16 protein-coding genes are annotated in these 26,300 nt (G+C 73.2%); 4 read left to right on the top strand and 12 right to left on the bottom strand.

The annotated features are described in order from the left end of the window. Positions 1-180: 180 nt before the first annotated feature. Both ACFXGN_RS25200 and nrdR read right to left on the bottom strand, forming a co-directional pair. Complete coding sequence (locus ACFXGN_RS25200; RefSeq protein ID WP_384863246.1) at positions 181-3,075, bottom strand: vitamin B12-dependent ribonucleotide reductase; 2,895 nt, start codon at positions 3,073-3,075, stop codon at positions 181-183. A 171-nt stretch (positions 3,076-3,246) separates the two neighbouring features. Further along, complete coding sequence (gene nrdR, locus ACFXGN_RS25195) at positions 3,247-3,756, bottom strand: transcriptional regulator NrdR (RefSeq protein ID WP_384863243.1); 510 nt, start codon at positions 3,754-3,756, stop codon at positions 3,247-3,249. Between the two features lie 495 nt (positions 3,757-4,251). Between nrdR and lexA the strand changes: the two genes are divergently transcribed. Further along, entirely contained in the window at positions 4,252-5,040 is a 789-nt protein-coding gene (lexA, locus tag ACFXGN_RS25190) for a transcriptional repressor LexA (protein WP_366444238.1), read from the top strand. A gap of 94 nt (positions 5,041-5,134) precedes the next feature. Here lexA and ACFXGN_RS25185 read toward each other — a convergent pair whose 3' ends face one another. The 3 genes from ACFXGN_RS25185 to ACFXGN_RS25175 all read right to left on the bottom strand — a co-directional run bounded on the left by ACFXGN_RS25185 (position 5,135) and on the right by ACFXGN_RS25175 (position 10,233). Then, positions 5,135-7,108 carry an ATP-dependent DNA helicase gene (locus tag ACFXGN_RS25185; RefSeq protein ID WP_384863240.1) on the bottom strand — a complete coding sequence of 658 codons (1,974 nt, stop codon included), beginning with the start codon at positions 7,106-7,108 and terminating at the stop codon, positions 5,135-5,137. Positions 7,109-7,158: 50 nt separating this feature from the next. Beyond that, positions 7,159-8,922: an IucA/IucC family protein gene (locus ACFXGN_RS25180; protein ID WP_384863344.1), complete on the bottom strand. Its 1,764-nt coding sequence runs from the start codon at positions 8,920-8,922 to the stop codon at positions 7,159-7,161. Positions 8,923-9,534: 612 nt separating this feature from the next. Continuing rightward, complete coding sequence (locus ACFXGN_RS25175) at positions 9,535-10,233, bottom strand: GNAT family N-acetyltransferase (RefSeq protein ID WP_384863341.1); 699 nt, start codon at positions 10,231-10,233, stop codon at positions 9,535-9,537. Here ACFXGN_RS25175 and ACFXGN_RS25170 point away from each other — a divergent pair. Then, positions 10,174-10,308: a hypothetical protein gene (locus ACFXGN_RS25170; protein ID WP_384863349.1), complete on the top strand. Its 135-nt coding sequence runs from the start codon at positions 10,174-10,176 to the stop codon at positions 10,306-10,308. The genes ACFXGN_RS25175 and ACFXGN_RS25170 overlap by 60 nt on opposite strands. 425 nt (positions 10,309-10,733) lie before the next feature. On the opposite strand, the gene ACFXGN_RS25165 is transcribed toward ACFXGN_RS25170, so the two are convergent. Together ACFXGN_RS25165 and ACFXGN_RS25160 are read right to left on the bottom strand one after the other, a co-directional pair. Further along, entirely contained in the window at positions 10,734-13,016 is a 2,283-nt protein-coding gene (locus ACFXGN_RS25165) for an IucA/IucC family protein (RefSeq protein WP_384863237.1), read from the bottom strand. Between the two features lie 38 nt (positions 13,017-13,054). Then, complete coding sequence (locus ACFXGN_RS25160; RefSeq protein ID WP_384863236.1) at positions 13,055-14,449, bottom strand: diaminobutyrate--2-oxoglutarate transaminase family protein; 1,395 nt, start codon at positions 14,447-14,449, stop codon at positions 13,055-13,057. Between the two features lie 663 nt (positions 14,450-15,112). Between ACFXGN_RS25160 and ACFXGN_RS25155 the strand changes: the two genes are divergently transcribed. Together ACFXGN_RS25155 and ACFXGN_RS25150 are read left to right on the top strand one after the other, a co-directional pair. Then, complete coding sequence (locus tag ACFXGN_RS25155; RefSeq protein WP_384863233.1) at positions 15,113-16,285, top strand: trypsin-like serine peptidase; 1,173 nt, start codon at positions 15,113-15,115, stop codon at positions 16,283-16,285. Between the two features lie 277 nt (positions 16,286-16,562). Further along, the gene (locus tag ACFXGN_RS25150; RefSeq protein WP_384863230.1) at positions 16,563-17,723 is read left to right on the top strand and encodes a trypsin-like serine peptidase; all 1,161 of its coding nucleotides are present in this window, start codon (positions 16,563-16,565) and stop codon (positions 17,721-17,723) included. Positions 17,724-17,991: 268 nt separating this feature from the next. Here the strand turns inward: ACFXGN_RS25150 and hflX are convergent, their stop codons facing one another. The 5 genes from hflX to ACFXGN_RS25125 form a co-directional block, all read right to left on the bottom strand. Further along, on the bottom strand, positions 17,992-19,488 hold the full coding sequence (gene hflX, locus ACFXGN_RS25145; RefSeq protein ID WP_384863227.1) for a GTPase HflX: 1,497 nt from the start codon (positions 19,486-19,488) through the stop codon (positions 17,992-17,994). 122 nt (positions 19,489-19,610) lie between these two features. Continuing rightward, positions 19,611-21,101, bottom strand: coding sequence for a M1 family metallopeptidase (locus ACFXGN_RS25140; protein ID WP_384863224.1), 1,491 nt, complete (start codon positions 21,099-21,101; stop codon positions 19,611-19,613). 945 nt (positions 21,102-22,046) lie between these two features. Beyond that, positions 22,047-24,380 (bottom strand): RelA/SpoT family protein, encoded by a 2,334-nt coding sequence (locus tag ACFXGN_RS25135; RefSeq protein WP_384863221.1) that lies wholly within the window; start codon positions 24,378-24,380, stop codon positions 22,047-22,049. Positions 24,381-24,610: 230 nt separating this feature from the next. Beyond that, positions 24,611-25,480 (bottom strand): diaminopimelate epimerase, encoded by an 870-nt coding sequence (dapF, locus tag ACFXGN_RS25130; protein ID WP_384863219.1) that lies wholly within the window; start codon positions 25,478-25,480, stop codon positions 24,611-24,613. Between the two features lie 210 nt (positions 25,481-25,690). Further along, positions 25,691-26,209, bottom strand: a complete 519-nt coding sequence (locus tag ACFXGN_RS25125) for a hypothetical protein (RefSeq protein WP_384863338.1) — start codon at positions 26,207-26,209, stop codon at positions 25,691-25,693. Positions 26,210-26,300 lie beyond the last annotated feature (91 nt).

Here is a 26,300-nt window from a genome sequence, read left to right as displayed (position 1 = left end):
CGGGACACGGACGTCGTGGAAGACGTCGGCCGGTGCGCCGGGCGGGGCAGAGGTCCTCGCGAAATGCGTGTCCAGAACGAGCGCGATGTCACCCAGGCGTCACACGCGTCAGGGCGGTGGAGCCGCGATACCGGCTCCACCGCCCTGAACAGCTACTTCACGCCTTCAAGGCGCTCGGTGTCAGCTGCAACCGCTGGTCGAGCCGCAGCCCTCGCAGATGTAGCAGGAACCGGCGCGCTGCATCTTGGTGCCGCAGGAGAAGCAGAGCGGGGCGTCGGCACTGATGCCGAGCTGCATCTCGACGAGCTCCGCGGAGGTGTGGGCCTGCTTCGGGGCCGGGACCTCGGCCTTCGGCGCCGGGACGGCGACGGGCTTCAGTTCCTGGGCGCGGGGGGCCGACTGGGCCAGCGCCTCGACGTCGACCTCGTCCTCCTCGGACTGCTCGTACGAGCCGGTGTCGAGGTGACGCTGACGCTCCTCGGCGGAGTGGATGCCGAGGGCGGAGCGGGTCTCGAAGGGCAGGAAGTCGAGCGCCAGGCGGCGGAAGATGTAGTCGACGATCGACTGCGCCATCCGCACGTCCGGGTCGTCCGTCATGCCGGCGGGCTCGAAGCGCATGTTGGTGAACTTCGAGACGTACGTCTCCAGGGGGACGCCGTACTGGAGGCCGACCGAGACCGCGATGGAGAAGGCGTCCATCATGCCCGCGAGCGTCGAGCCCTGCTTGGACATCTTCAGGAAGACCTCGCCGAGACCGTCGTCCGGGTAGGAGTTGGCGGTCATGTAGCCCTCGGCGCCACCGACGGTGAAGGAGGTGGTGATCCCCGGGCGGCCCTTGGGCAGGCGCTTGCGGACCGGACGGTACTCGACGACCTTCTCGACGGCCGTGCGGATGGTCGCCTCGGACTTCGCGGTGACCTCGTCCTTCTCCTTCTCCTTCTTCTTGGCGGAGAGCGGCTGGCCGACCTTGCAGTTGTCGCGGTAGATCGCGAGCGCCTTGACGCCCATCTTCCAGGCCTCGAAGTAGACCTCCTCGACGTCCTCGACCGTGGCCGTCTCCGGCAGGTTCACGGTCTTGGAGAGGGCGCCGGAGATCCACGGCTGGATGGCGGCCATCATGCGGACGTGGCCCATCGCGGAGATGGAACGCTCGCCCATGGCGCAGTCGAAGACCTCGTAGTGCTCGGTCTTCAGACCGGGGGCGTCGATCACATTGCCGTTCTCGGCGATGTGGGCGACGATCGCCTCGATCTGCTCCTCCGGGTAGCCGAGGCGGCGCAGGGCCTGCGGGACGGTGCCGTTGACGATCTGCATCGAGCCGCCGCCGACCAGCTTCTTGAACTTGACCAGGGCGAGGTCGGGCTCCAGGCCGGTGGTGTCGCAGGACATCGCGAGACCGATGGTGCCGGTCGGGGCGATGACCGAGGCCTGGGCGTTGCGGAAGCCGTTCTTGGCGCCGAGGCGGATCACGTCCTGCCAGGCCTCCGTGGCGGCGGCCCAGATCGGCGCGTCCAGGTCGCCCGTGCGGACGGCCTTGGTGTTCTCGTCGGCGTGCTGCCGCATGACCTGCTGGTGCGGCTCGGCGTTGCGGGCGTAGCCGTCGTACGCGCCGACGACCGCGGCGAGCTCGGCGGAGCGCTTGTACGAGGTGCCGGTCATCAGGGAGGTGACGGCACCGGCGAGGGCACGGCCGCCGTCGGAGTCGTACGCGTGACCGGTCGCCATCAGCAGGGCGCCGAGGTTGGCGTAGCCGATGCCGAGCTGGCGGAAGGCGCGGGTGTTCTCGCCGATCTTCTCGGTGGGGAAGTCGGCGAAGCAGATGGAGATGTCCATCGCGGTGATGACGAGCTCGACGACCTTGGCGAAGCGCTCGACGTCGAAGGACTGGTGGCCCTTGCCGTCGTCCTTGAGGAACTTCATCAGGTTCAGCGAGGCGAGGTTGCAGGACGTGTTGTCCAGGTGCATGTACTCGCTGCAGGGGTTCGAGCCGTTGATACGACCGGACTCGGGGCAGGTGTGCCACTGGTTGATCGTGTCGTCGTACTGGATGCCCGGGTCGGCGCAGGCCCACGCGGCCTCGGCCATCTTGCGGAAGAGCGACTTGGCGTCGACCTCCTCGATGACCTCGCCGGTCATCCGGGAGGTGAGGCCGAACGTACCGCCGGACTCGACCGCCTTCATGAACGTGTCGTTCACGCGGACCGAGTTGTTGGCGTTCTGGTACTGGACGGACGTGATGTCGTCGCCGCCCAGGTCCATGTCGAAGCCCGCGTCGCGGAGGGCGCGGATCTTCTCCTCCTCCTTGACCTTGGTCTCGATGAAGTTCTCGATGTCGGGGTGGTCGACGTCGAGGATGACCATCTTGGCCGCACGGCGGGTCGCGCCGCCCGACTTGATGGTTCCCGCCGAGGCGTCGGCACCGCGCATGAAGGAGACCGGGCCGGAGGCGTTGCCGCCGGAGGAGAGCAGTTCCTTGGAGGAGCGGATGCGGGAGAGGTTCAGGCCGGCGCCGGAGCCGCCCTTGAAGATCATGCCCTCTTCCTTGTACCAGTCGAGGATGGACTCCATGGAGTCGTCGACGGACAGGATGAAGCAGGCGGAGACCTGCTGGGGCTGCGGCGTGCCGACGTTGAACCAGACCGGCGAGTTGAAGCTGAAGATCTGGTGCAGGAGGGCGTACGCCAGCTCGTGCTCGAAGATCTCCGCGTCGGCGGGCGAGGCGAAGTAGCCGTACTCCTCGCCCGCCTTCGTGTACGTCTTCACGATGCGGTCGATCAGTTGCCTGAGACCGGTCTCGCGCTGCGGGGTGCCGACGGCGCCCCTGAAGTACTTGCTGGTGACGATGTTGACCGCGTTCACCGACCAGAAGTCGGGGAACTCGACGCCACGCTGCTCGAAGTTGATCGAGCCGTCGCGCCAGTTGGTCATGACGACGTCACGACGCTCCCAGACCACCTCGTCGTACGGATGCACGCCGGGGGTGGAATGGATGCGCTCGATGCGCAGGCCCTTGCTCGCCGACTTGGGTCCCTTGGTGCGGGAACCACGTGCCGGGCCGCTCGCCGTCTCTGTCATGCCGCCTCCCATATACGGGCAAAACACACTTTGGCGCCCAGATAGTCCCAGGGCACCGTCTTCTGTACTCGTTCTGTACTGCTGCCACGGACGTCACGGGGGATCGTCCGGGGCACGTCTGCCGGGCCGCACGGCGGCCGGTCGCCGGGCCCTGACGGCCCGGTCCGCCGATCAGTCGGCGGCGGTGGCGGGAACGGGGACCGCGGGGGTCGCTCCGGTCCCGGAGGTCTCGGCGGGAGGCCGCACGCGGAGTTCCGCGATGGCCGCCTCGAAGTCCTCCAGGCTGTTGAAGGCCTTGTAGACGGACGCGAACCGCAGGTACGCGACCAGATCCAGCTCCTGGAGCGGGCCGAGGATGGCCAGGCCCACGTCATGGGTGGTCAGCTCGGCGCTGCCGGTGGCGCGCACCGCCTCCTCGACCCACTGGCCGAGCTTGGCGAGGGCGTCCTCGGTGACCGGCCGTCCCTGGCACGCCTTGCGGACGCCGGAGATGACCTTGGTACGGCTGAAGGGCTCGGTGACACCGGACCGCTTCACCACCATCAGCGAGCACGTCTCGACCGTCGTGAAACGACGGGAGCAGTCGGGGCACTGGCGACGACGCCGGATCGACGTCCCGTCGTCGGTGGTGCGACTGTCGACGACACGGCTGTCGGGGTGCCTGCAGAAGGGGCAGTGCATTGGTTCCGACCCTCCCTCACGGCACGACTGGTGAATCCCGCGGGCCGGTGGGCCCTGCGGAACGACCACCAGCATAGGTGATCCGGGCACCCCCAGAGGACCGGGGGACCACTACCCCTGGGTGGCCGATGACATACAACCACTAGATCTTGGGTTGTGGGCGATTCCGGACCCTGCGCGTGTCGCGGCGCGTCGACTCCGGGATTCCGGGCCTTCCGGGTGCGACACTGAGGGGCGCGCACCGGCCCACGGCCCTCGTGCGACGCCCTGCGGCCCAGCGGCGAGGTTACCGTAATGACCGAATTGAGTCGGCGGGGCCCCGCGGAGCGAGGGCCGAGCGGGAACCGAGCGGGAGCCGAGTGAGAGTGCTCATACACCTCCACCCGGACAGGCGTAAGGCAATCTGCGAATTTTCACTCGAACGTGTGTTTGGCGCAACCTTTCGAAAGCTACTACCGTTGTGCCAGCCAGGGAGACCATTCGAGAGGGGCCGACGTGACCACCACCGCAGACAGTGCCACCATCACCGCCCAGGACCGCTCCCAGGGCCGACTCGAGCAGGTGCATGGCATGAACGACATCGGCATGACCGGCGATGATCCCGGGCGCCCCCCGCGCGCGCTCCCCGGTCGACCTCCTGGCATCAGGGCGGACAGTTCAGGCCTCACCGACCGGCAGCGCCGGGTCATCGAGGTCATCCGTGACTCGGTCCAGCGGCGCGGCTATCCGCCGTCGATGCGCGAGATCGGGCAGGCGGTGGGCCTCTCCAGCACCTCCTCCGTGGCGCACCAGCTGATGGCCCTGGAGCGCAAGGGCTTCCTCCGCCGCGACCCGCACCGGCCCCGCGCCTACGAGGTGCGCGGCTCCGACCAGCCGAGCACCCAGCCGACGGACACCACCGGCAAGCCCGCCGCGTCGTACGTCCCGCTGGTCGGCCGCATCGCCGCCGGTGGCCCCATCCTGGCCGAGGAGTCCGTCGAGGACGTCTTCCCCCTCCCCCGGCAGTTGGTCGGCGACGGCGAGCTGTTCGTCCTCAAGGTCGTCGGCGACTCGATGATCGAAGCGGCCATCTGCGACGGCGACTGGGTCACGGTCCGCCGTCAGCCCGTCGCCGAGAACGGCGACATCGTCGCCGCCATGCTGGACGGCGAGGCCACCGTCAAGCGCTTCAAGCGCGAGGACGGGCACGTCTGGCTGCTCCCGCACAACGCCGCCTACCAGCCGATCCCCGGTGACGAGGCCACCATCCTCGGCAAGGTCGTGGCGGTGCTGCGACGGGTGTGACCCGCCCGTCGGCTCCGAACCGGGCCCCTGGACCCACTGTGCCGGTCCAGGGGCCCTGCCGTGTCGCGGGGCCGGTACCTCAGCGGCCAGTACCTCAGGTACCCGCGGCCTTCGACACCGCGTCGATGGCCGCCAGGGACTTCCGCACCTGGTTGCGGTCCGTCGTGTACCAGAAGTCCGGCAGCGAGGACTTCAGATAACCGCCGTACCGCGCGGTGGCCAGCCGGGGATCGAGCACCGCCACGACACCCCGGTCCCCGGTCGCCCGGACCAGCCGGCCCGCGCCCTGTGCCATGAGCAGCGCCGCGTGCGTCGCCGCGACCGCCATGAAGCCGTTGCCCCCCGCCTCCTCCACGGCCTTCTGCCGGGCGCTCATCAGCGGGTCGTCCGGGCGCGGGAACGGGATCTTGTCCATGACGACCAGCTGACAGCTCGCCCCCGGGACGTCCACGCCCTGCCAGAGCGACAGCGTGCCGAAGAGACAGGTCCGGGGATCGGCGGCGAAGTTCTTGATCAGCTCGCCCAGCGTGTCCTCGCCCTGGAGCAGGATCGGCAGCTCGGGAATCCGGCTCCGCAGCTCCTCGGCCGCCTGCTGGGCCGCGCGCATCGACGAGAACAGGCCGAGGGTCCGGCCGCCCGCCGCCTGCATCAGTTCGGTCAGTTCGTCGAGCATGTCGCCCCGGTCGCCGTCCCGGGCGGGCCGGGACAGGTGCTTGGCGACGTACAGGATGCCCTGCTTGGGGTAGTCGAACGGGGAGCCGACGTCGAGGCCCTTCCAGACCGGCAGGTCGTCGCCCGTGGTGCCCTCGGGGGCCAGGCCGAGCGAAGCCCCGACCCCGTTGAAGTCGCCGCCCAGCTTGAGGGTGGCCGAGGCCAGGACCACGGACCGCTCGGTGAACAGCTTCTCCCTGAGCAGGCCCGACACGGTGAGCGGCGCGACCCGCAGGGAGGCTCCGAAGCGGTCGTGCCGCTCGTACCAGACGACGTCGTACTCCGAGCCGGCCGTGATCCGCTCCGCGACGCCGTGCACGGTCTCCACCGAGGCCAGCGCCTGCTTGCGCACCGCGTCCTCGTCCTGCACGGACCGGTCCCGGGTGGAGCCCAGGGCCGTGATCACCGCGCGGGCCGCGTCCCGCAGCGCCATCAGCGCGTACGTGAGGTCCTCCGGGACCTCCTCAAGACGTCCCGGCAGGGCCAGCTCCATCACCCGCTCGAAGCCCTCGGCCGCGGTCTGCAACTGGTCGGCGACCTTCTCGTCGACGAGTTTGGCGGACCGGCGCACCGCACGGTTGACCTGCCCGGGGGTCAGCTCGCCGGTGGCGACGCCGGTCACCCGGGAGACCAGTTCGTGCGCCTCGTCGACGATCAGCACCTCGTGCTGCGGGAGCACCGGGGCGCCCTCGATGGCGTCGATCGCGAGCAGGGCGTGGTTGGTGACGACGACATCGGCGAGCTTGGCGCGCTCGCGGGCCGCCTCGGCGAAGCACTCCGGGCCGTACGCGCATTTGGAGGCGCCGAGGCACTCCCGGGAGGAGACGGAGACCTGGGCCCAGGCCTTGTCGGAGACGCCGGGCGTCAGGTCGTCCCGGTCGCCCGTCTCCGTCTCGTCCGACCAGTCGCGGAGCCGGATGAGGTCCTGGCCGAGCTTGCTGGTGGGCGCGGCGGCCTCGAAGGGGTCGAACAGGCCCTCCTCCTCGTCCTGCGGGACCCCTTCGTGGAGCCGGTGCAGACAGAGGTAGTTCGACCGGCCCTTGAGCATGGCGAACTGGGGACGGCGGCGCAGCTGCGGGTGCAGCGCGTCCACGGTCCTCGGCAGGTCGCGCTCGACGAGCTGGCGCTGGAGCGCCAGGGTGGCCGTGGCCACCACCACCCGCTCGCCCTGGGCCAGCGCGGGCACCAGATAGCCGAGCGACTTGCCGGTGCCGGTGCCCGCCTGGACGAGCAGGTGGGAATTGTCGTCGATGGCCTCGGCCACGGCCTCGGCCATGGTGACCTGGCCGGGCCGCTCCGTGCCGCCGACGGCGGAGACGGCGGCGTGGAGGAGGTCGGGGAGGGATGGCTTCGTCATAGCCCACCCAGCCTACGGGGCGGCACCGACAGCGAGGGCACGCGCGCGCCTCACGCGAGCGGGTTCGGGATGGTTCCGTGGACGGCCGCGTGGGGGCGGTCCGGCCGGTCCCGGTAACCGTCCAGGTGCAGACGGTTGCGGTTGAGACAGAGCCGTGCGATCCGGGGCGTGAGGAGGTCGAAGAGTTCGAACCGTTCCTTCAGCTCGGGGAAGCGGGCCTGGTGGCGCAGGATCTCGGCGCGGACGAGCGCCCAGAAGTCGCTCTCGGGGACGTCGAGCTGTTCCTCGCAGAGCGGAGCGAGGTAGCGGAAGACTCCGACGAAGAGCCCCGAATGGATGAACTGGACGAGGAAGCCGGGTTCCTCGGTGAGGAGGACGGCCCGTACGTCGTCGGGCAGCGTGTCGTGCTCGGGGAGGGGACGGGCGCTGATGTTCACGTCGTCGACGAAGTCCTTGATCGCCAGCCGTACGGGGACGTCCCGGTCGTCGTGGATCACGATGGCGTTCTCGCCGTGCGGGGAGAAGACCGTGCCGTAGCGGTAGAGGAAGTGCAGCAGCGGGGGCAGCAGGGCGGCGAAGAGGTGCTGGAGCCAGACGGTGGGGGCGAGGCCGGAGCGGGCGACCAGCTCGGCGACGAAGGCGCGCCCCTCGGGGTCCGTGTGGAGCAGCGAGGCGAGGGTGCGGGCGCGCTCGCCCGGCGGGAGGCGCAGCGGTTCGCGCCAGATCGCGCCGAGGAGTTCCTTGTACTGGTACGGGACTTCGGGCAGCCGGTCGTACAGCGGGTGCTCGACGGTGACGGAGGCGACCTCGCCGAGCAGGATCACCCGGCACTCGTCGCGCAGGAAGGGGTCCGTGTCGCGCAGTCCGTGGACCCAGGCGGTGACGGCGGGTGCGGCGAGGGTCCGCTCGGTGGGCAGGCCGCGCCAGACGAGGGTGTTGAGCACCGAGAGGGGCAGCTTGACGGTGTGCCGGTCGGGGCGGCTGGTGTTGAGGAAGGTGCGGACGGACTGCTGGGGCAGCCGTAGGTCGGGGTCGGCGGAGAGCGGGACGACGGAGCCGTCGGCGACGGCCGGGGCGTACAGCGGGAGGAGGATCTCGTCCCACTGCCAGGGGTGGACGGGCAGCAGGAGGTAGTCGTCGGGCCGGTGGCCCCGGGCGGCGAGTCCGGCGCGGAAGGCCGCGTGGACCTCGGGGTCCAGTTCCTGGGCGTAGAGCCGCTCGGGGGTGTCGAGGCCGGTGACGCCCCGGTAGGCGGCGATGCGCCTGCTGACGGCGATCCACGGGAGGCGGGTGGTGTTGCGGGCCTCGGGGGCCCAGCGGGCGGCGTCTCCCGCGGAGAAGCCGATGCGGCCCTTGTTGAGGACGAGCCAGGGGTGGCCGGTCTGGTGGCCTTCGAGTTCCGCGTACGGGAGGTCGGCGAGCCGGTCGGCGGTGAGGGCCGTGTGGTCGAGACGGGCGTCGGCGGCGAGGGTCGCGGAGAGTTCGCGGATGAGGTGTCCGAGGGTGGCGCCGTCGAGCCGGAGGAGGTCTCGGGCGCGGACCAGGAAGTCGAGGGGGTCGGTCAGCGGCCGGTCCTCGTGGGTGATCGAGTCGGCGGCGACGTACCAGCCGCCGTAGGCGCCCCGGCGGGCGCGGAAGGACAGGGTGCTGCCGTCGTCGAGCGGCAGCGCGTACCGCGTGGGTCCCTCGCCGGGTGTCGTGTCGGGTACGGGGACGAGGATCTCCTCGTACGAGAACTCGGCTAGGGCCTTGGCGAGGAGCCGCGAGGAGGCCCGGGTCCAGCCATCGGCGGTCAGCTCGGGGGGCGCGAGCAGGACGGGCGCGGAGGGGCGCTCGGGGGCGGGGCGCGGGGGCCTCGGGGCGTCCGGGGCCGGTTCTTCCGGGGCCGTGGCCCGGTGCTCCGGGGTCCGGGCGGGGGTGGCTGGGGCCGGTTCTTCCGGGGCGGGGGGCGTGGCGGGGGCGGAGGCCCGCCGTTTCGAGGCCGGTTCCGTGGAGGCCGGGCCTTCCTGGGCCGGGGCGGGGAGGGGGGCGGCCGGTCGGGGGGCGGGGACGGGGCGTGCGGAGTCGTGTGGTGCAGGGGAGGTCGACACGAGGACTCCTCGGAGTGGGACCGCCGTGGGTCGGGCGGTGGAGCTGACGGGACGGGTGGGGCGGGACGAGCACGGTGGGCGGAGAGTGGGTCTGTGTCCGGTGGGGGCGGAGCGAGGTGGGGGACGGACGGGGCCGGTGGGCGAACCGGGAGTCGGTCCGTGTCCGGTGTCGGAAGGGCGAGGTCGGGGACGGGCGGTGGGGTCCGGGGGGGTCCGGGGCCGGAGATCCGGGTGGGAGGTCCGGGCGGGAGATCCGGGCGGGGCGGGCCCGGGGTCTGGGCTTCCGGGGGCTGGGGTTCCGTACCGGGTCGGGTCGGGTCGGGTCGGGTCGGGTCGTCAGAGCACGTGCCGGAGGGCCCGGTCGCGCAGCATGAGCGCGGCCTGTTTGTCGGGCAGGTCGATCTCCGCCGCGTACCGGAAGCCGCCGCCGAGGAAGGCGGCGACGGAGGGCGTGTTGCGGAGGTCGGGTTCCGCGACGACCCGGGTGCAGTCGGGGCGGTGGTCGAGGACGAGGTCGGCGACGGCCCGCAGGAGCGTGGCGCCGACACCGCGCCCCCGGTCGGTGACGCCGCCGATCAGCAGATGGACGCCGGTGTCGTGGGGGCGGGCGGGGTAGTACCGGGCGAGCGGGTCGAGATCGGCGCGGTAGATCTCGAAGTAGCTCATGGGCGTGCCGTCGAGGACGCCGAGGCAGGGGACGCTGCGGCCGTCTCCCTCCACCTGGGCGAGGAGGTGGTCGGCGGTGACCGAGTCGGGTCCCGACAGTTCCCAGAAGGCGGCGACGGCGGGGTCGTTCATCCAGCGGACCAGGAGCGGGAGGTCCCGTTCCAGACGGACGGGGAGGAGCCGGAAGCCGCCGAAGGGGGTGACGGCGGGGTTCCAGGAGGCCACGGAGTCCAGCAGGTCCCCGTCGAGCAGTCCGGCGCCGGGTCGGCCCGCGTCGAGGTGGCCGCCTTCGAGAAGGCCGCTTTCCAAGTGACCGTCTTCGAGGAGGCCGTCTCCCAGGTGACCGTCTCCCAGGTGACCGCCTTCCAGGAGGGCGGCGAGGTCGTCGAGCCTCAGGTCGAGGGTGTCGTCCCCGGGAGGGTCGGCCGGTGGGCGGGCGGGTGACACGGTGTCGCTCTCCTTTCGGCGATACGGGCGGGGCGGGGCGGTCGGTGACCGGTCGGGGGGCCGGGGGGCGGGCCGGGGTGGAGTGGTCAGGGCCTGGCGGGTCGGGCTGATCGGGTGGGGCCGTGACCGATCGGGGGCGGCTCGGCCAGGTGGTCGTACGGGTTGGGCGTCCCGGTCGGCCTGATCGAGGGCGGTGGGGGCAGTGGGGGCGGTCTGGGGAACGGGCCGGGGCTGGCGGCGGCTCGGTCGGGGACGGACCTGGTCAGGGGGTCGGGGCGGGTCGGTGGGGTGAGTGGGGGCGGGGCGGTGGGTTCCGTACCGGCTGGGTGGGGCGGTCGCGTCTGCCCGGTGGACCGGGTGTCCGGTGGCCGGGGGTGTCCGGCCCCGGGCGGGCGTCGGGGACTCGGGCGGGACGGGCGGGGTCAGGTGCGGAGGGGGTTGGTGACGGTGACGTACACGGACTGGGTGTCGACCGGGCCGACGAGTTCGTCCAGACCGTGGAGGCGGGTGAGGAGGTTCGCCTTGGCGCGCAGGGTCGGGGCTTCCAGGAGCAGGCGCGGCAGCGGTGAGCCGAGGCCGTCGGCGGCGGTGAGGAAGCTGCGGAGGGCGGCGAGCAGGACCCGCTCGTCGGCGAGGCGCTGGGAGCCGAACGCGCCGATCAGACCGAGGACGTTGTTGATGCCGAGGTAGTAGGCGAAGCGTTCGTCGGTGACCTGGTCGGAGACGAACGTGTCGCTCCCGTCCCCGATGCCGGGGAGGCGGGACTCCAGCTCGCCGCGGCGGGACTCGCGGAAGTAGTAGCCCTGGTTGTCGCGGTAGCGGCCACCGACCGGCCAGCCGTCGCGGTCCAGCAGGACCAGGGTGTTCTGCTGGTGGGCCTCCAGGGCGATGCCCGCGTGTCCGTCGAGCCAGAGCACGGGCCGGACCACCTGGTCGAGGTAGCGAAGGAACCATTCGGCTGAGACGGCGGCGGTGGGGCGGCCGGTGCGGACGGCGAGCCCGTCGACGACGTCGGCGAGCCGGGAGCGCAGGACGGCGGACCCGGGCCAGGGGCGCGGCGAGGTGAGGGCGGCGACGCAGACGGCGTCGTCGTCGGGCCCGAAGGGGTTGTGCCGGATCATCACGTCGAGCCCGGGGACGGGGACGCCGTCGGGGGTGTCGACGCCGAGCCAGGCGGGGTCGCGGACGATGTCGAAGCCGGGGTGGGCGGCCTGCCACTCGTCGACGAGCCCGGTGCGGAGCAGCCGGTGGACCTCCACCCCCCGGTGGAGTTCCTTGCGGAGGTTCTCGCGGCGGGAGTTGGTGATGCGCAGGCCCAGGGAGAGCTTGAGCATGGCGCGGGCGCCGGGCCGGTGCACGGTGCGGACGGAGGAGGTGGGGTGCCAGGGGCTGCCGTACGGGCCGAGGTCCCGGAGGAGCCCGGCGTCGAGGAGCGCGCGGACCTCGGGGCGGTGCCGGAGTTCCCTGGCCTGCCAGGGGTGTACGGGCAGGGGCACGGTCCCGGCGGGCAGGGCGAGCCCTTCGGCGAGGCCACCGGCGAGCTGTTCGGCGCTGACGGGGCGGCCCTGTTCGGTCCATGCCGAGTCGGCGGCCAGCACCGAGCGGGCGACGGCGAACCAGTGGAGCGGGAAGGAGCCGTGGAGTTCGGGCGAGTAGAGCCGGGACTCCGCCTCGGAGAGTCCTTCGCGGCTCTTGGGGGTGGGGTGGAGCGGGTGTCCGAGGACGAGGGACTGCTCGGCGGCGAGGAACGGATCGGCGGCCGGGTGCGCCTGGGGGCCGCGGCGGCGCTCGGCCAGGAACTCGGCGGTGCGGCGGGTGGAGTCGGCGACCCGGCCCACGAGTTCGGTGCCTTCGGGTCGGCCGCTCTCCCGGCCGAGGAGGGCGGCGACGGTCACGGCGTCGACGGGGGGCGCGGTGGCGGGGAGTCCTTCGAGGACGGGGGCGCCGAAGCGGTGCCAGCCGGTGGGCGACCAGTGGAGGACCGGGACGAGGAGGGCGGCGCCGCTGGCGTCGAGGGGGACGCGCAGGGTGGTGGAGGCGGGGGCGGACCGGCCGGTCTCCCTGACCCAGCAGCGGAGCAGGTTCTCGACGGCGGCGGCGTCGGCGGCGCGCGCCGGGTCGGGGTCGTCCAGGGGGTCGGCGGCGGTGGCCGGGCGGTGCGGCCGGAGGTCCCACGGCCCGCTGTGCTGGCGCGGGACGGTGGGGTCGGCGGCGCTCGCGGGGCCGTACGCGGAGGAGCGGGGCGCGGGGGCGGCCGGTCCGGCGGCGACGGGTCCGTGCGCGGCGGGTCCGTGACCGGTCGGTCCGTGGCCGGTCGATCCATGGCCGGTCGATCCATGGGTGGCAGACCCGTATCCGGTCGATCCGTGGGCAGCCGGGCCGTGTCCGGTGGACCCGTGACCGGTCGGTCCGTGCGTAGTCGGTCCGTGCGTAGTCGGGCCGTGCGTAGTCGGGCCGTGGCTGGTCGGGCCGTGCGTGGCGAGTACGGCGGCGGGCGGGCCGTGTACGGAGGTGGCGGTGGCGCTCGGGACGGGTGCGGCGGTCCTGGCCGCCGGTCCGGCGGAGGTGGCGGGCGGGCCGATGACGGTGGCGGAGGCGTCGTGTCCGGTGGAGCCGGTGAGGGCTTCGGGTGTGGCCGTGTCGGGTGCGGGGGTGCCCGGTGCCGTGGTGGGTGCGGGCGCCGGGGAGGTGGGGGTGGCGTTCACGGGGGCTTCCTTGGGGTGGGGCCGGGGGCGGTCCGGGTTCAGTGGGACGGCCCGGTGGCGGTCCGGGGGGCCGGGGCCCGTCGGGGGGCGGCCGGGTGGGGGGTGTGGGCCCGCTCGGCCGCGGCGAGGGCGTCGGCGAAGCGGTCGAGGACGGCGGTGGCCTGCTCGTCGGTGAGGGTGAGCGGGGGCAGCAGCCGGACCACCGCGGAGTGGCGCCCGCCGAGTTCGACGATGAGCCCCCGGGCGAGGCACTCCCGCTGGACGGCGCGGGCCAGGGCGGGGGCGGCGGGCGGGACGGTGTCATGCGGCCCGGTCGCTTCGGGGTCGACGAGTTCGACGCCGATCATCAGGCCCCGGCCCCGGACGTCGCCCACGCAGGGGTGGGCGACGGCCAGTTCCCCGAGCCGTTCGAGCATGTGGGCGCCGAGGGTGCCGGCCCGTTCGGCGAGTCCGTTCTCGCGGACGTACGCGAGGGTGGCCGCGCCCGCCGCCATGGCGAGCTGGTTGCCGCGGAAGGTCCCCGCGTGGGCGCCCGGCTCCCAGACGTCGAGCTCGGAGCGGTACACGATGACGGCGAGGGGCAGGGAGCCGCCGATGGCCTTGGAGAGGACCATCACGTCGGGGACGATCCCGCTGTGCTCGACGGCCCAGAAGGCGCCGGTGCGGCCGACGCCGGTCTGCACCTCGTCGACGACGAGCGGGACGGAGCGGTCGGCGGTGATGCGGCGCATGGCGCGCATCCAGTCGTCGGGGGCGGGGATGACCCCGCCCTCGCCCTGGACGGCCTCGACGATCATTCCGGCGGGGGCGGTGACCCCGCTCTTGGGGTCGTCGAGGAGGTTCTCGGTCCACCGGGCGGCCAGCCGGGCGCCCTGGGCGCCGCCGACACCGAAGGGGCAGCGGTAGTCCTGGGGGTACGGCAGCCGGGTCACGCGGACGTCGGCGGCTCCGCCGGAGGCGTCGAGGGCGCCGGACGTCATGCCGTGGTAGGCGCCGGTGAAGGCGAGGAGGCCGGTGCGGCCGGTGGCCGTACGGACCAGGGTGAGCGCCGCTTCGACGGCGTCCGTACCGGCGGGGCCGCAGAACTGGATGCGGGCGTCGTCGGCGAGGCCGCGCGGCAGGGTGGCGAACAGTTCGGTGGTGAAGGCGTCCTTGACGGGGGTGGCGAGGTCGAGGACGTGCAGGGGGGCACCGGAGTCCAGGACCTTCCTGACGGCTTCGAGGACGACGGGGTGGTTGTGGCCGAGGGCCAGGGTCCCGGCGCCGGAGAGGCAGTCGAGGTAGCGGCGGCCGTCGGCGCCCTCGATGGTCAGGCCCCGGGCCCGGACGGGGACGATCGGCAGGGAACGGGCGTACGTACGGGCGGCGGACTCGCGCAGGGACTGGCGGCGCAGGATGCCCTCGTACCCGCCGCCGCCCCGCTCCTGGGCCACGGGGCCCGGCCGTCCTGGCTCGGCCTTTTCAGACTCGCCCTTTTCGGGCTCGGCCTTTTCGGGCTCCGGCCGTTCGGGTTCCGGCTGCCCCGCCCGGAACTGGTCCGGTTCCGGTCGTCCCGGTTCCGGCTCGCCCGGCCCGGACCGTCCCGGTTCCGGGTGTCCGTGGGCCGGAGGGGTCCGGGGGTGCGTCCGTCCCGTCGGCGGGGCGGGGCTCCGGCCCTCCCCCGCGCGTTCCGCCTCGTCGCGCGCCCCGGTGTCCGGGTCTCCCGGTGTCCGGCTCTGCGCCCGCGCGGCCGGTGGGACGGCCGGAGCTGATTCGGTCACGGCCACGGCTCGGTGTCCTCCCGCTGTAACGGTTGCGTTGCACATCGGGGTGGCGCGGGACCGCCTCAAGAGCCGTCCGGGGCGCCGCCGTTGTGTCCCCCGTACGTACCAACGACGCGGGATGCCGGGGATCACGGGCCCGGCGGAAGGAACTTGGCGTGTCCCGGATCACGGCACGGCAACGGCCGAAGGGTTCCCGGAACCGGTCGCCCGGCGCGTACCGTCCCCTCCGGCACCGGCATAGTGGGGCCTTCGGCCACCGTCCGTACGGACGTGGCCACGGCTCACCCGTGCACGAGAAGACATCGGTAGACGTAGTTCCAGGGGGATCACGAGATGCGATCGATTCGTCCGCTGCTGACGGCGGCTTCCGCCGTCGCGGCGCTGACGCTGACCGTCACTGCCTGCGGCCCGAGCGAGGAGAACGCCGGGGACAAGCCCAGCGCGTCCACGACCCGGATAGCCGACAAGATCAAGATTCCGGAGGACCTGAAGCAGCGTCTGAAGGACCACGGGATCGACATCGACAAGTGGCGCGGCGGCGAGTGGCGGAACTGGGACCGCGACAAGTGGCTGCGCGAGGCCAAGGACTTCGTCAACCCGATCATCGAGGACCTCTGGGACCCGGACCGGATGCGGGAGGCCGAGCGCCCCGACAAGCCGGTCGAGGAGGAGGACATCTCCGGTGACGAGGGCGTGACCGACCCGACGCCGGACCCGGTGCGGGCCAAGGGCGTTCCGGCGAAGTACCACGCCAGCGCCCCGGCGTCCGGGAAGGTCTTCTTCGACGGGCCCGAGGGCTCGATGGTCTGCTCGGCCACGGTCGTGAAGGACCCGGCGCACCCCGGCAGGTCCAACATGGTGTGGACGGCCGGTCACTGCGTCCACAAGGGCAAGAAGGGCGGCTGGTACCGCAACATCGCCTTCGTCCCCTCGTACAACGACGCGGCGCTGCCGACCTCGGACCTGGAGAAGGCCACGCGGGAGCAGATCGCCCCGTACGGGGTGTGGTGGGCGGACTGGGTCAAGACCTCGGACCAGTGGATCGCCCAGGGCGCCTCGACCGGTGGCGCGGGCGCCCCGTACGACTTCGCGGTGATCCGGGTGACCCCGGAGAAGGGTTCTTCGCGCAAGTCCCTCGAGGAGACGGTCGGTTCGGCGCTCCCGGTGGAGTTCAACGCTCCGGCCGTGCCGAAGGTCGCGCGTCTGACGGCGACGGGTTACCCGGCGGCGGCGCCGTTCGACGGCCAGAAGATGTTCCAGTGCGCGGACAGGCCGGGGCGGCTGTCCCTGAAGGCGGACCAGCCGACGATGTACCGGATCGGCTGCACGATGACCGGCGGTTCGTCGGGCGGCGGCTGGGTCGCCCAGGGGCGCGACGGGAAGCCCGCGCTGGTGTCGAACACCTCGATCGGCCCGTCGACGGCGGGCTGGCTCGCGGGGCCGAGGTTCGGCCCCGAGGCCAAGGCCGTCTTCTCCGAGGTCAGCACGAAGTACGCGAGCCGCTAGGACCTGTCGTCCTTTCCCGGCCTCTTCGCCGGGCGGCGGGGCGGGGTCCCGGTGTTCTGTTCCCGGGGTCCCGCCTCCTCCGCGCCCGGACCACGGACGTCCGGTGCGGGCCGTCCGCGCCCATCGCCGTACGGGTCGGAACCGGCCCGTGGCCGTGCCGGTTCCGACCGGCACACCGTGCACCACAAGTGACGCGTCCATGGCCACGCCGAGGCGAGAACCCGCCGACGTCGTGCCCGTTCCCGGACGCGGAATCATCACAGGGGGAATACACCACATGCGTTCCGCGAGACTTCTGCCCGCCGTCCTTGGCCTGGTCACCGCGCTCGCGCTGACCGCCACGGCCTGCGGGCCCACCGGGACCCCGGCCTCGGACAAGCCCTCGGCCGGGGCCAGCTCCGCGCCCGCCGCCGACAGCGGCTCCGGCCTCACCGCGGACCTCGCCGACAAGCTCAAGAAGCACGGCGTCGACCTGGACCAGTGGCGCGGCGGCGCCTGGAAGGACTGGGACAGGGGCACCTGGCTGCGCGAGGCCGAGGACTTCGTCAATCCGGTCATCGAGGGGCTCTGGGACCCGGCCAGGATGCGGTCGGCGAAGAACCCGGACCAGACGATCACCGCGCAGGCGGGAGGCGGCGGGACCGACCCGACGCCGCCGCCGGTGCGGGCGCAGCGCGAGAAGACGCCGTACCACCGCAACGCGGCCCCGGTCGGCAAGATCTTCTTCGACTCGCCGCAGGGCCACATGGTCTGTTCCGGCACGGTCGTGAAGGACCCGCGCAGGCCCGGGAAGTCCAACCTGGTCTGGACGGCGGGCCACTGTGTGCACGCGGGCGGGAAGGGCGGCTGGTACCGCAACATCACCTTCGTCCCCGCCTTCAACGACCTGGGCAAGTCCCCGGCCGCCCTGAACGACGCGCAGCCGCACGAGGTCCAGCCCTACGGCCAGTACTGGGCCGACTGGGCCGTGACCTCGGGCGAGTGGATCAAGTCCGGTGGCAGCGGCCGGTCCTGGCCGTACGACTACGCCGTCCTGCACGTGAAGCCGCAGCGGGGCTCCACGTCCCTGGAGGAGACCGTCGGCGCGGCGCTGCCGGTCGACTTCTCGGCGCCCGCGCCCGCGCGGACGGGGACGGTGGGCGCCTGGGGCTACCCGGCGGCACCGCCGTACAACGGCATGATCATGCACAAGTGCCTGGGCCCGGCGAGCAGGCTCACGACCGCCCCGGCCACACCGGTGATGTACCGGATCGGCTGCACCATGACCGGCGGCTCCTCCGGCGGCGGCTGGTTCCGCGTGCTGCCGAACGGGACGACGGCCCTGGTGTCGAACACCTCGATCGGCCCGGCGGGCGGCAACGGCTGGCTCGCGGGACCGCAGCTCGGGCAGGGTGCCAAGGCGGCCCACGACATGGTCAGCAAGAAGTTCGCCCGCTGAGCCGAGGGGGTCGGTGGGGCCGGTGGGGCCGGTGGCATCGGTGAGCCGACCGGGGCCCTCGGCCCGGCTTCCATGACGCCCGGCTTCTATGACACCCGGTTTTCACGACGCCCGGCTTCCACGACACCCGGTTTTCATGACACCCGGCTTCCACGGCCGAAGTCCATGAGCGAAGTCGGCGAAGTCCATGACAAAGGGCGCCGCCCGCCTCCCCTGACCGGGGTGGCGGGCGGCGCCCTTCGCGTACGGCGTGGACCGTCCGTTCAGTTCAGTGCGCGGCCGGAACGTACGGCGTGAGCAGCGCGCCCAGTTCCTCGTGCACCCGGACCTTGAGCAGGGTGCCCTCCGGGGTGTGCTCCTCGGACTCGACCTCGCCCTCGGCGTGCGCCCGTGAGACCAGACCGCCCTGCGTGTACGGCACGAGGACCTCCAGCTCGACCTGCGGGCGCGGCAGTTCGGCGTCGATCAGGGCGAGCAGCTCCGGGATGCCCGCGCCCGAACGGGCCGAGACCACGATCGAGTGCTTCTCCATCCGCCGCAGGCGCTGGATGACCAGCGGGTCGGCCGCGTCCGCCTTGTTGATGACGACGATCTCCGGCACGTTCACCGCGCCGACTTCCCGGAACACCTCGCGGACGGCGGCCAGTTGCTCCTCCGGGGCGGGGTGCGAGCCGTCCACCACGTGCAGGATGAGGTCGGAGTCGCCGACCTCCTCCATGGTGGAGCGGAACGCCTCGACCAGGTGGTGCGGCAGGTGCCGGACGAAGCCGACCGTGTCGGCCAGGGTGTAGACCCGGCCGGTGGGCGTCTCGGCCCGGCGGACGGTCGGGTCGAGGGTGGCGAACAGCGCGTTCTCCACCAGGACGCCCGCGCCCGTGAGCCGGTTGAGCAGGGAGGACTTGCCCGCGTTGGTGTATCCGGCGATGGCGACCGACGGCACCTTGTTGCGGCGCCGCTCCTGCCGCTTGATGTCACGGCCGGTCTTCATCTCCGCGATCTCCCGGCGCATCTTCGCCATCTTCTCGCGGATGCGGCGCCGGTCGGTCTCGATCTTGGTCTCACCGGGGCCACGGGTGGCCATGCCGCCACCGCCGCCGCCGCCGCCCATCTGCCGGGAGAGCGACTGGCCCCAGCCGCGCAGCCTCGGCAGCATGTACTGCATCTGCGCGAGCGCGACCTGCGCCTTGCCCTCGCGGGACTTGGCGTGCTGGGCGAAGATGTCGAGGATCAGCGCGGTCCGGTCGACCACCTTGACCTTGACGACGTCTTCGAGGGCGATGAGCTGGCCGGGGCTCAGCTCACCGTCGCAGACCACGGTGTCGGCACCGGTCTCGACGACGATGTCCCGCAGCTCACGGGCCTTGCCGGAACCGATGAAGGTCGCCGGGTCCGGCTTGTCACGGCGCTGCATCACGCCGTCGAGGACGAGCGCGCCCGCCGTCTCGGCGAGGGCGGCCAGCTCCGCGAGGGAGTTCTCCGCGTCCTGGACGGTCCCGGAGGTCCAGACACCGACCAGCACGACGCGCTCCAGGCGCAGCTGGCGGTACTCGACCTCGGTGACGTCCTCGAGCTCGGTGGAGAGGCCCGCCACGCGGCGCAGCGCCGCCCGCTCGGAGCGGTCGAACTGCTCGCCGTCCCGCTCTCCGTCGATCTCGTGGCTCCAGGCGACGTCCTCTTCCATCAGGGCATCGGCCCGAAGGCTCTCGGTACGGCTCGTCTGCGCGGAGCTCTGCTCGTCAGGGGAAGGGGAGGAAGAGGAGGTCATTTGATCCTTACGTCGAGAGAGCGATGAGTCTGATGTCCGCACAACGCTCGCGGGCACCGGAAGATTCCCGGTCCCGGCCGCGTCGCCGACCCGATGATGGTGACACGGCCCCGCCGGACGCGTCACCCGGGTTTCACGGTGTCCGGGGCGGTTTCGACGGGGTCGCTGCGCCAGTCCGGGTGGCCGGGCATGGCGGGGGTCCTCCGCTCGTACAGCCAGCCGTGGAAGAAGGCGGTGAGGTCGCGTCCGGCGATCTCGCCCGCCAGGGCGACGAAGTCGGTGGTGGTGGCGGTGGAGTCCCGGTGGTCGGCGACCCAGCGGCGTTCCAGGCGGCGGAAGGCGTCGTCGCCGATCTCCTCGCGGAGCGCGTAGAGGGCGAGGGCGGCTCCGTCGTAGACCACGGGCCGGAAGAGGCTGATCTGGTGGGAGGGGGTGGGCGGCTCGGGCGCGGCGGGCGGTCCGCCGTCCGCCCGCCAGCCGTCGGAGGCGGCGTAGGCGGCCTTCATGCGGCGCTCCAGGGTCGGGCCCCCGTTCTCCTCGGCGTACACCGCCTCGTACCAGGTGGCGTGGCCCTCGTTGAGCCACAGGTCGGACCAGGTGCGGGGCGAGACGCTGTCGCCGAACCACTGGTGGGCCAGTTCGTGGACCAGGACCGAGTCGACGTACCAGCGCGGGTACCTCGGGTCGGCGAACAGCCTGCGTTCGAAGAGCGAGAGGGTCTGGGTCTCCAGCTCGAAGCCGGTGGAGGCGTCGGCGACGAGGACCCCGTACGTCTCGAAGGGGTACGGGCCGACCCGCCGCTCCATCCATTCCAGGTGTCCGGGGGTCCGGGCCAGCCAGGGCTCCATCAGCTCCCGGTCGACGGTGCGGACCACGTCCCGTACGGGCAGGCCGTGCGGGCCCTCGCGGTGCAGGACCGTGGAGTCGCCGATGGAGATCTGGGCGAGTTCGGTGGCCATGGGGTGGGTGACGCGGTAGGTCCAGGTGGTGGTGGCGCCGTGCCGGACGCGGCCGGTGCGCAGGCCGTTGGCGACGACGGTGAGCGTCTGGGGGGCGGTGACGCGGAAGGTGAAGTACGCCTTGTCCGCCGGGTGGTCGTTGGACGGGAAGACCCGGTGGGCGGCGTTGGCCTGGTTGGCCATGGCGAGTCCGTCGGTGGTGCGCACCCAGCCGCCCGCCGAGGCCGGTCCCCGGGGGTCGCTGGTGTGGGTGACGACGATGTGCACCCGCTCCCCCGCGTCGACCGGTACGGCCGGGGTGACGACGAGGTCCTCGTCCACGGTGGCGTACGCGGCGGGCAGGCCGTCGACGCTGACGGCGGAGACCGTGCCGTGGGTGAAGTCGAGGTTGATCCGCTCCAGGTCGGCGGTGACGAGGGCGTCGATCCGGGTGACCGCCGCCAGGGGCTCGGTGTTGACGCCGGTGTAGGTGAGGTCGAGGTCGTAGGCGAGGACGTCGTAGCCGGGGTTCCCCAGCTCCGGGAAGAGCGGGTCGCCGATGCCGAGGGGTTGCGGGGCGGGCAGCGCGGCGGCCACGAGCCCGGCCGAGGCGGCGACCAGGACGGCGGAGCGGAGCCACCGCGCGCGGGACGGGGGAGTGCGGAGGAGCGGCATGGGCCGGGCCTTTCCTGAGGACTGGCCCTACGGCTACCAGGACGCTCCCCCGGGCCCCGGCCGACGCGCCCGCCCGCCACTCGAAGGGGTTCACGCGGGACGGGCCAGGGGGGCCGGGCCGACCGCCCCGGCCGGGACGGTCGCGGGGCCCGGCCGTCCGGGGTACCGCCCCCGGAGTGTCCGGGGGGGCGTCGGCTGGCCCCGGTCGGCGGGAGACCGGGACCGGGACCAGGACCGGCGAGAGGGCCCTCGCCGGACCGGGGCTCGTGAGGCCAGGGGGGGTCCGGCGGCCCGCCCTTCGCCGGGCCCGGCGCGGGCACCGGCCGTACGGAGTCGTTCCCGACCAGGTGGAGGGCCTTACGAGGGTCGTATGGGGGCCGTACGAGGTCCGTACGAGGGTCCGGCGCGGACCTGGTGGTGTCCTTGCCGGGCCGCCCGCGGTACTCACCCGCGAGCGGCGGTCCGGGGGCCGTACCCGATCCGGGCGGGCGGGATGCCCATCGGGCTCGTCCGGGCCCGGCGGGTCCCGCCCTCTTTAGACCCGACGCGGGACCCGCTCGGGGCCCGGCCTCACGGGCTGGACGTGCGGGCCGGGCGTGCGGGCCGGGCGTGCGGGCCGGGCGTGCGGGTCCAGCGGGCTGGTCCGGGCCGGGCCCGGCACGAGGCCCACCGGACCTCGCGTGTCGTGTGGTGCGGCACCAGCCCATGCCCGGGGTCGTACGGGCTCCCCGCCCCGGACCCGGCGGGCAGGTCCTCACCGGGCCCCGCGCGAAGCCCACCCGGACCCGGCGGGTCCCGCCCTCTCCGGGCCCGACAGGAAAACGCTCCGGACCCGTCGTACGGGTTCCTCGTGCGGATCGCGCGGGGGCCCGGACCCGTAACTCCCGCCCCGGTCCGGCCGCGAGGGTGGTTACGCGTTCGGCCGGGCCGGGCCTCTCGGGGTCGTCAGGCGCGGCGCGGGGACGGGCGGTGGCGGGCCCGGGTCACGTCGTACACGCCGGGCACGTCCCGCATGGCCCGCATGAGGGCGGAGAGGCGGGCCACGTCGGGCAGGTGGAGGGTGTACGTGTGCCGGACGCGCTGCTCGCTCGGCGGTTCGACGGTCGCGGCGACGACGGCCGCCCCGGCGACGGCGATGGCCTCGGTGAGGTCGGCCAGGAGACCGGGCCGCCCGAAGGACTCGGCGACCAGGGTGACCCTGCCGTGGGCGGTGTCGCCCCAGCGGACCGCGACCGGCTCGCGGCCGAGACCGCGCATGGTGTCGACGGCGGCGCAGCCCGAGCGGTGGACGGTGACCGATCCGCCGCGCACCCGGAAGCCGGTGATCTTGTCGGGGGGTACGGGCGTGCAGCAGCCCGCCGGGCGGACGGCCGGGGCCGGTTCTCCCGCCAGATCGGCGTGCAGCTCCGCGCCGGTACACCGGTCGGCGAAGGGCCCCGCCGGGGGCCGTGGGCCGGTGCTGGCGGCGGGTGGCGGGGTGCTCTCGGGGTGGTCCCGGAGCCAGCCGGTGATCGCGATCCGGGCGGCGGGGGTGCGGGCGTGGTCCAGCCACTCGGGCGAGGGGCCCGACCCGGTGTCCGGGTCGAGGAGCAGTTGGACGGTGTCCCCGGCGCCGAGGACGGTGCTCAGCGGGGCGAGACGGCCGTTGACGCGTGCGCCGTGACAGGTGTGGGCGGCCTCGCCGTGCCGGGCGTAGGCGGCGTCGACGCAACTGGCCCCGGCGGGCAGGCTGATGGTGCCGGGGAGGCCGCCGCCCGCGTGGAAGACGGTGATCTCGTCGTCCTCGGCGAGGTCGGCGCGGAGCGAGGACCAGAACGTGTCCGCGTCGGGAGCCGCCTGCTGCCAGTCCAGCAGGCGGGAGAGCCAGCCGGGACGGGTGGGGTCGACGCGCTCGTCCTCCGCCTCCACGGATGCGTCCACCACTTCTGCGGACGCGGCGGAAGGGGCGGCAGCGGCGGAAGTCGCGGAAGTGACGGCTCCGGCGGGACCCGGGCGGCTCTGCGGGCCGGTGGGGCTCCCGGGGCCGGTGGGGGCCGCGTGTGCTTCCCGGGGGGCCGGTGCGGTGCCCGCCGGGGCTTCCGCGCCGGGCTGTGCGGCCGGGTCCTGCCCCACGTACGGGTTGCCGAGGGCGACGACGCCCGCCTCCGCGACCTTGTGCATCCGGTGGGTGCGGATGAGGACTTCGGCGACCGCTCCGTCGGGGGCGGCGATCGCGGTGTGCAGCGACTGGTAGAGGTTGAACTTGGGCGCGGCGACGAAGTCCTTGAACTCGGAGATCACCGGGGTGAAGCAGGTGTGCAGCTCGCCGAGCACCCCGTAGCAGTCGGCGTCCTCCGCCACCAGGACCAGGAGCCGTCCGAAGTCGCAGCCGCGCAGTTCGCCGCGCTTGAGCCGGGTCCGGTGGAGGGAGACGAAGTGCCGGGGGCGGACGTGGACCTCGGCGCCGATGCCCGCCTCGCGGAGCACCGACGCCACCTGTTCGGCGACGGCGCCGAGCGCGTCCCCCGAGCGCGGGGCGCCCGCGACGAGCGCGCGGGTCACCTCGTAGTCCTCGGGGTGGAGGATGGCGAAGACCAGGTCCTCCAGCTCCGACTTGAGCGCCTGGACGCCGAGCCGTTCGGCCAGCGGGATGAGGACGTCCCTCGTGACCTTGGCGATCCTGGCCTGTTTCTCGGGCCGCATCACCCCGAGGGTGCGCATGTTGTGCAGCCGGTCGGCGAGCTTGATCGACATCACCCGGACGTCGTCACCGGTGGCGACGAGCATCTTGCGGAAGGTCTCGGGCTCGGCGGCGGCCCCGTAGTCGATCTTCTCCACCTTGGTGACGCCGTCGACCAGATAGGCCACCTCGTCGCCGAACTCGCGGCGCACCTGATCGAGCGTCACCTCCGTGTCCTCGACGGTGTCGTGGAGCAGGGAGGCGGTCAAGGTCGTGGTCTCCGCGCCGAGTTCGGCGAGGATGAGGGTGACCGCGAGCGGGTGGGTGATGTACGCCTCGCCGCTCTTGCGGAACTGGCCCCGGTGCGAGCGCTCGGCGAGCACGTACGCCCGCCGCAGCACCGTCAGATCGGCCTCGGGATGGTGGGCGCGGTGCGCCTCGGCGACATGGCTGATGGCGTCCGGTAGCCGGTCGCGGGGGGCGGGTCCCGCGGTGGCGCCGAGCAGGGCGGCGCGGCCGAGGCGGCGCAGGTCGATCCTGGCGCGCCCGCGTCTGCGGGCGGTCGTCCCGGTGTCGGCGGATTCCGCCGCGCTCACGGGGTTGGCTGCCTCTGCGCTCATGGGCACCTCCGGCGACGTCGACCGGCGGTGGGCGGGCCAGGCGTGCCCGGGGGGCCGGTGCTTGATGCTACCGACCCCACCACGCGGCACCGTCACGCTCTCGCCCAGCGTGAACCGGATCACCCATTCGAGCGAAAAATCAGTCGTTGACGATTTCGATTCCGCCGCTCTCCGGCACGGGCGGTGCGGTGCGGCGGCTCAGCCCGGCCGTTCGGGGTCCGGTGGGTGGTTCAGCCCAGCCACTCGGGGTCGATCGCGCCCTCGGCGACGATCACCGCGGGGCCCGTCATGTCGATCCGGCCGTCGGGGTGCTCGGTGATGACCAGGGTCCCGCCGGGCACCTCCACGGTGTACGTCACGGGGGTGCCGGTCACGGCGGGGTCGGCACCGTCCCGGCGGGCGGTGGCGACGGCCACGGCGCACGCGCCGGTGCCGCAGGAGCGGGTCTCGGCGGCGCCGCGCTCATGGACGCGCATGGCGACGTGCCGGGGGCCGAGGTCGGCGACGAACTCGATGTTCACCCCGTCCGGGTAGACCGTCGCGGGCTCGTAGGACGGCTCGGTGAAGAGGTCGCCCGCGTGGGCGAGGTCCTCGACGAAGGCGACGGCGTGCGGATTGCCCATGTTCACGTTCCGCGCGGACCAGTGGCGGCCGTCGACGGTGACGGTGACCCCGTCCCCGGGGAGGACCGCCCGGCCCATGGCGACGGTGACGGAACCGTCCTTGTCGAGGTGGACGCGCTTGACCCCGCCCCGGGTGGCGACGGCGACCTCACCGGCGGTGACGTGCCCGGCGTGCTCCAGGTACCGGGCGAAGACCCGGACCCCGTTGCCGCACATCTCGGCGACCGAGCCGTCCGCGTTGCGGTAGTCCATGAACCATTCGGCCTCGTCGGCCAGGTGCCGCGCCTCCGGGTGGGCGGCGCTGCGCACGACGTGCAGCAGTCCGTCGCCGCCGATCCCGGCCCGCCGGTCGCAGAGCCGTGCGACGAGGGCGGGCGGCAGGTCGACGGCGTTCTGCGCGTCGGGGACGATCACGAAGTCGTTCTCGGTGCCGTGGCCCTTGAGGAACGGGAGCGGTGAGGTCTGCGCGTTGGTCACGCGATCAACTGTACGGGGTGGCCCCGGGCGCCGCCCGGCCGTCCACGGGCCGGTCCCCGCGGGCCACCGGCCGTGACCGGAGGGCGGAGAAGCGGGTCCGGGCGGGTGCCCGGCGGCGCGGGAACCGGTCGGAGCGGGCGACCGTCGGCGCGGGCGTCGGTCCGGGGGCGACCGGGGTCGCGGGAGCCGGTCCCGGGGCGGGCGACCGGGTCAGCGGAGGCGGGCGACGCGCCAGACCGCGAGGGACACCAGGGCGGTGATCGTCACCGCGTACAGCAGGAGCGCCCGCCAGTTCGGGCGCTCGGCCGAACCTCGGCTGCGCAGACCCGGCCAGGTGTGGCCGACCCTGCGGGCGGCCATCACGCCCCAGCCCGCCGCGCAGGAACTGATGAGGAGTCCGAGCATCGCGACGACGGCGCCGCCGTCCCCCGAACCGAAGGCGAGCGGGAACGCGAACATCAGCGAGCCGAGGGCGGCGAGCGCCACGATGGGGGCGAGCTGCCAGATCCGCAGCCTGCGCTGGGGCCGCAGTTCGACCTCGACCTCGACGGCGTCCACCTCGACGGAGGTGCCCAGCACGTCGTCCGGTCCGTCCGGGGTCAGGCCCGAGGCGCCGACCGGGAGGTCCGGACCCAGGTCCGCCGCGCCCGCCGGGACACCGGGGGCGTCACCCGCCGGGTCGCCGAGGGCCGCTCCATGCTGTTCTCTGTCGCGAGGGCCGGCCTCCATCGCCACGCGCCCTCCCCACTCGGACTTCACTCGGTCGATCGTCGCTCGATGATGGCACGCTCCCGGCCGCCGGATTGACGGGCAGGGCGTC

The sequence above is a fragment of the Streptomyces sp. NPDC059247 genome (assembly GCF_042754005.1).
GTDB lineage: Bacteria > Actinomycetota > Actinomycetes > Streptomycetales > Streptomycetaceae > Streptomyces.
The sequence above is the reverse complement of the archived record's forward strand: the minus strand, read 5'-3'. Positions and strand labels throughout refer to the sequence as shown.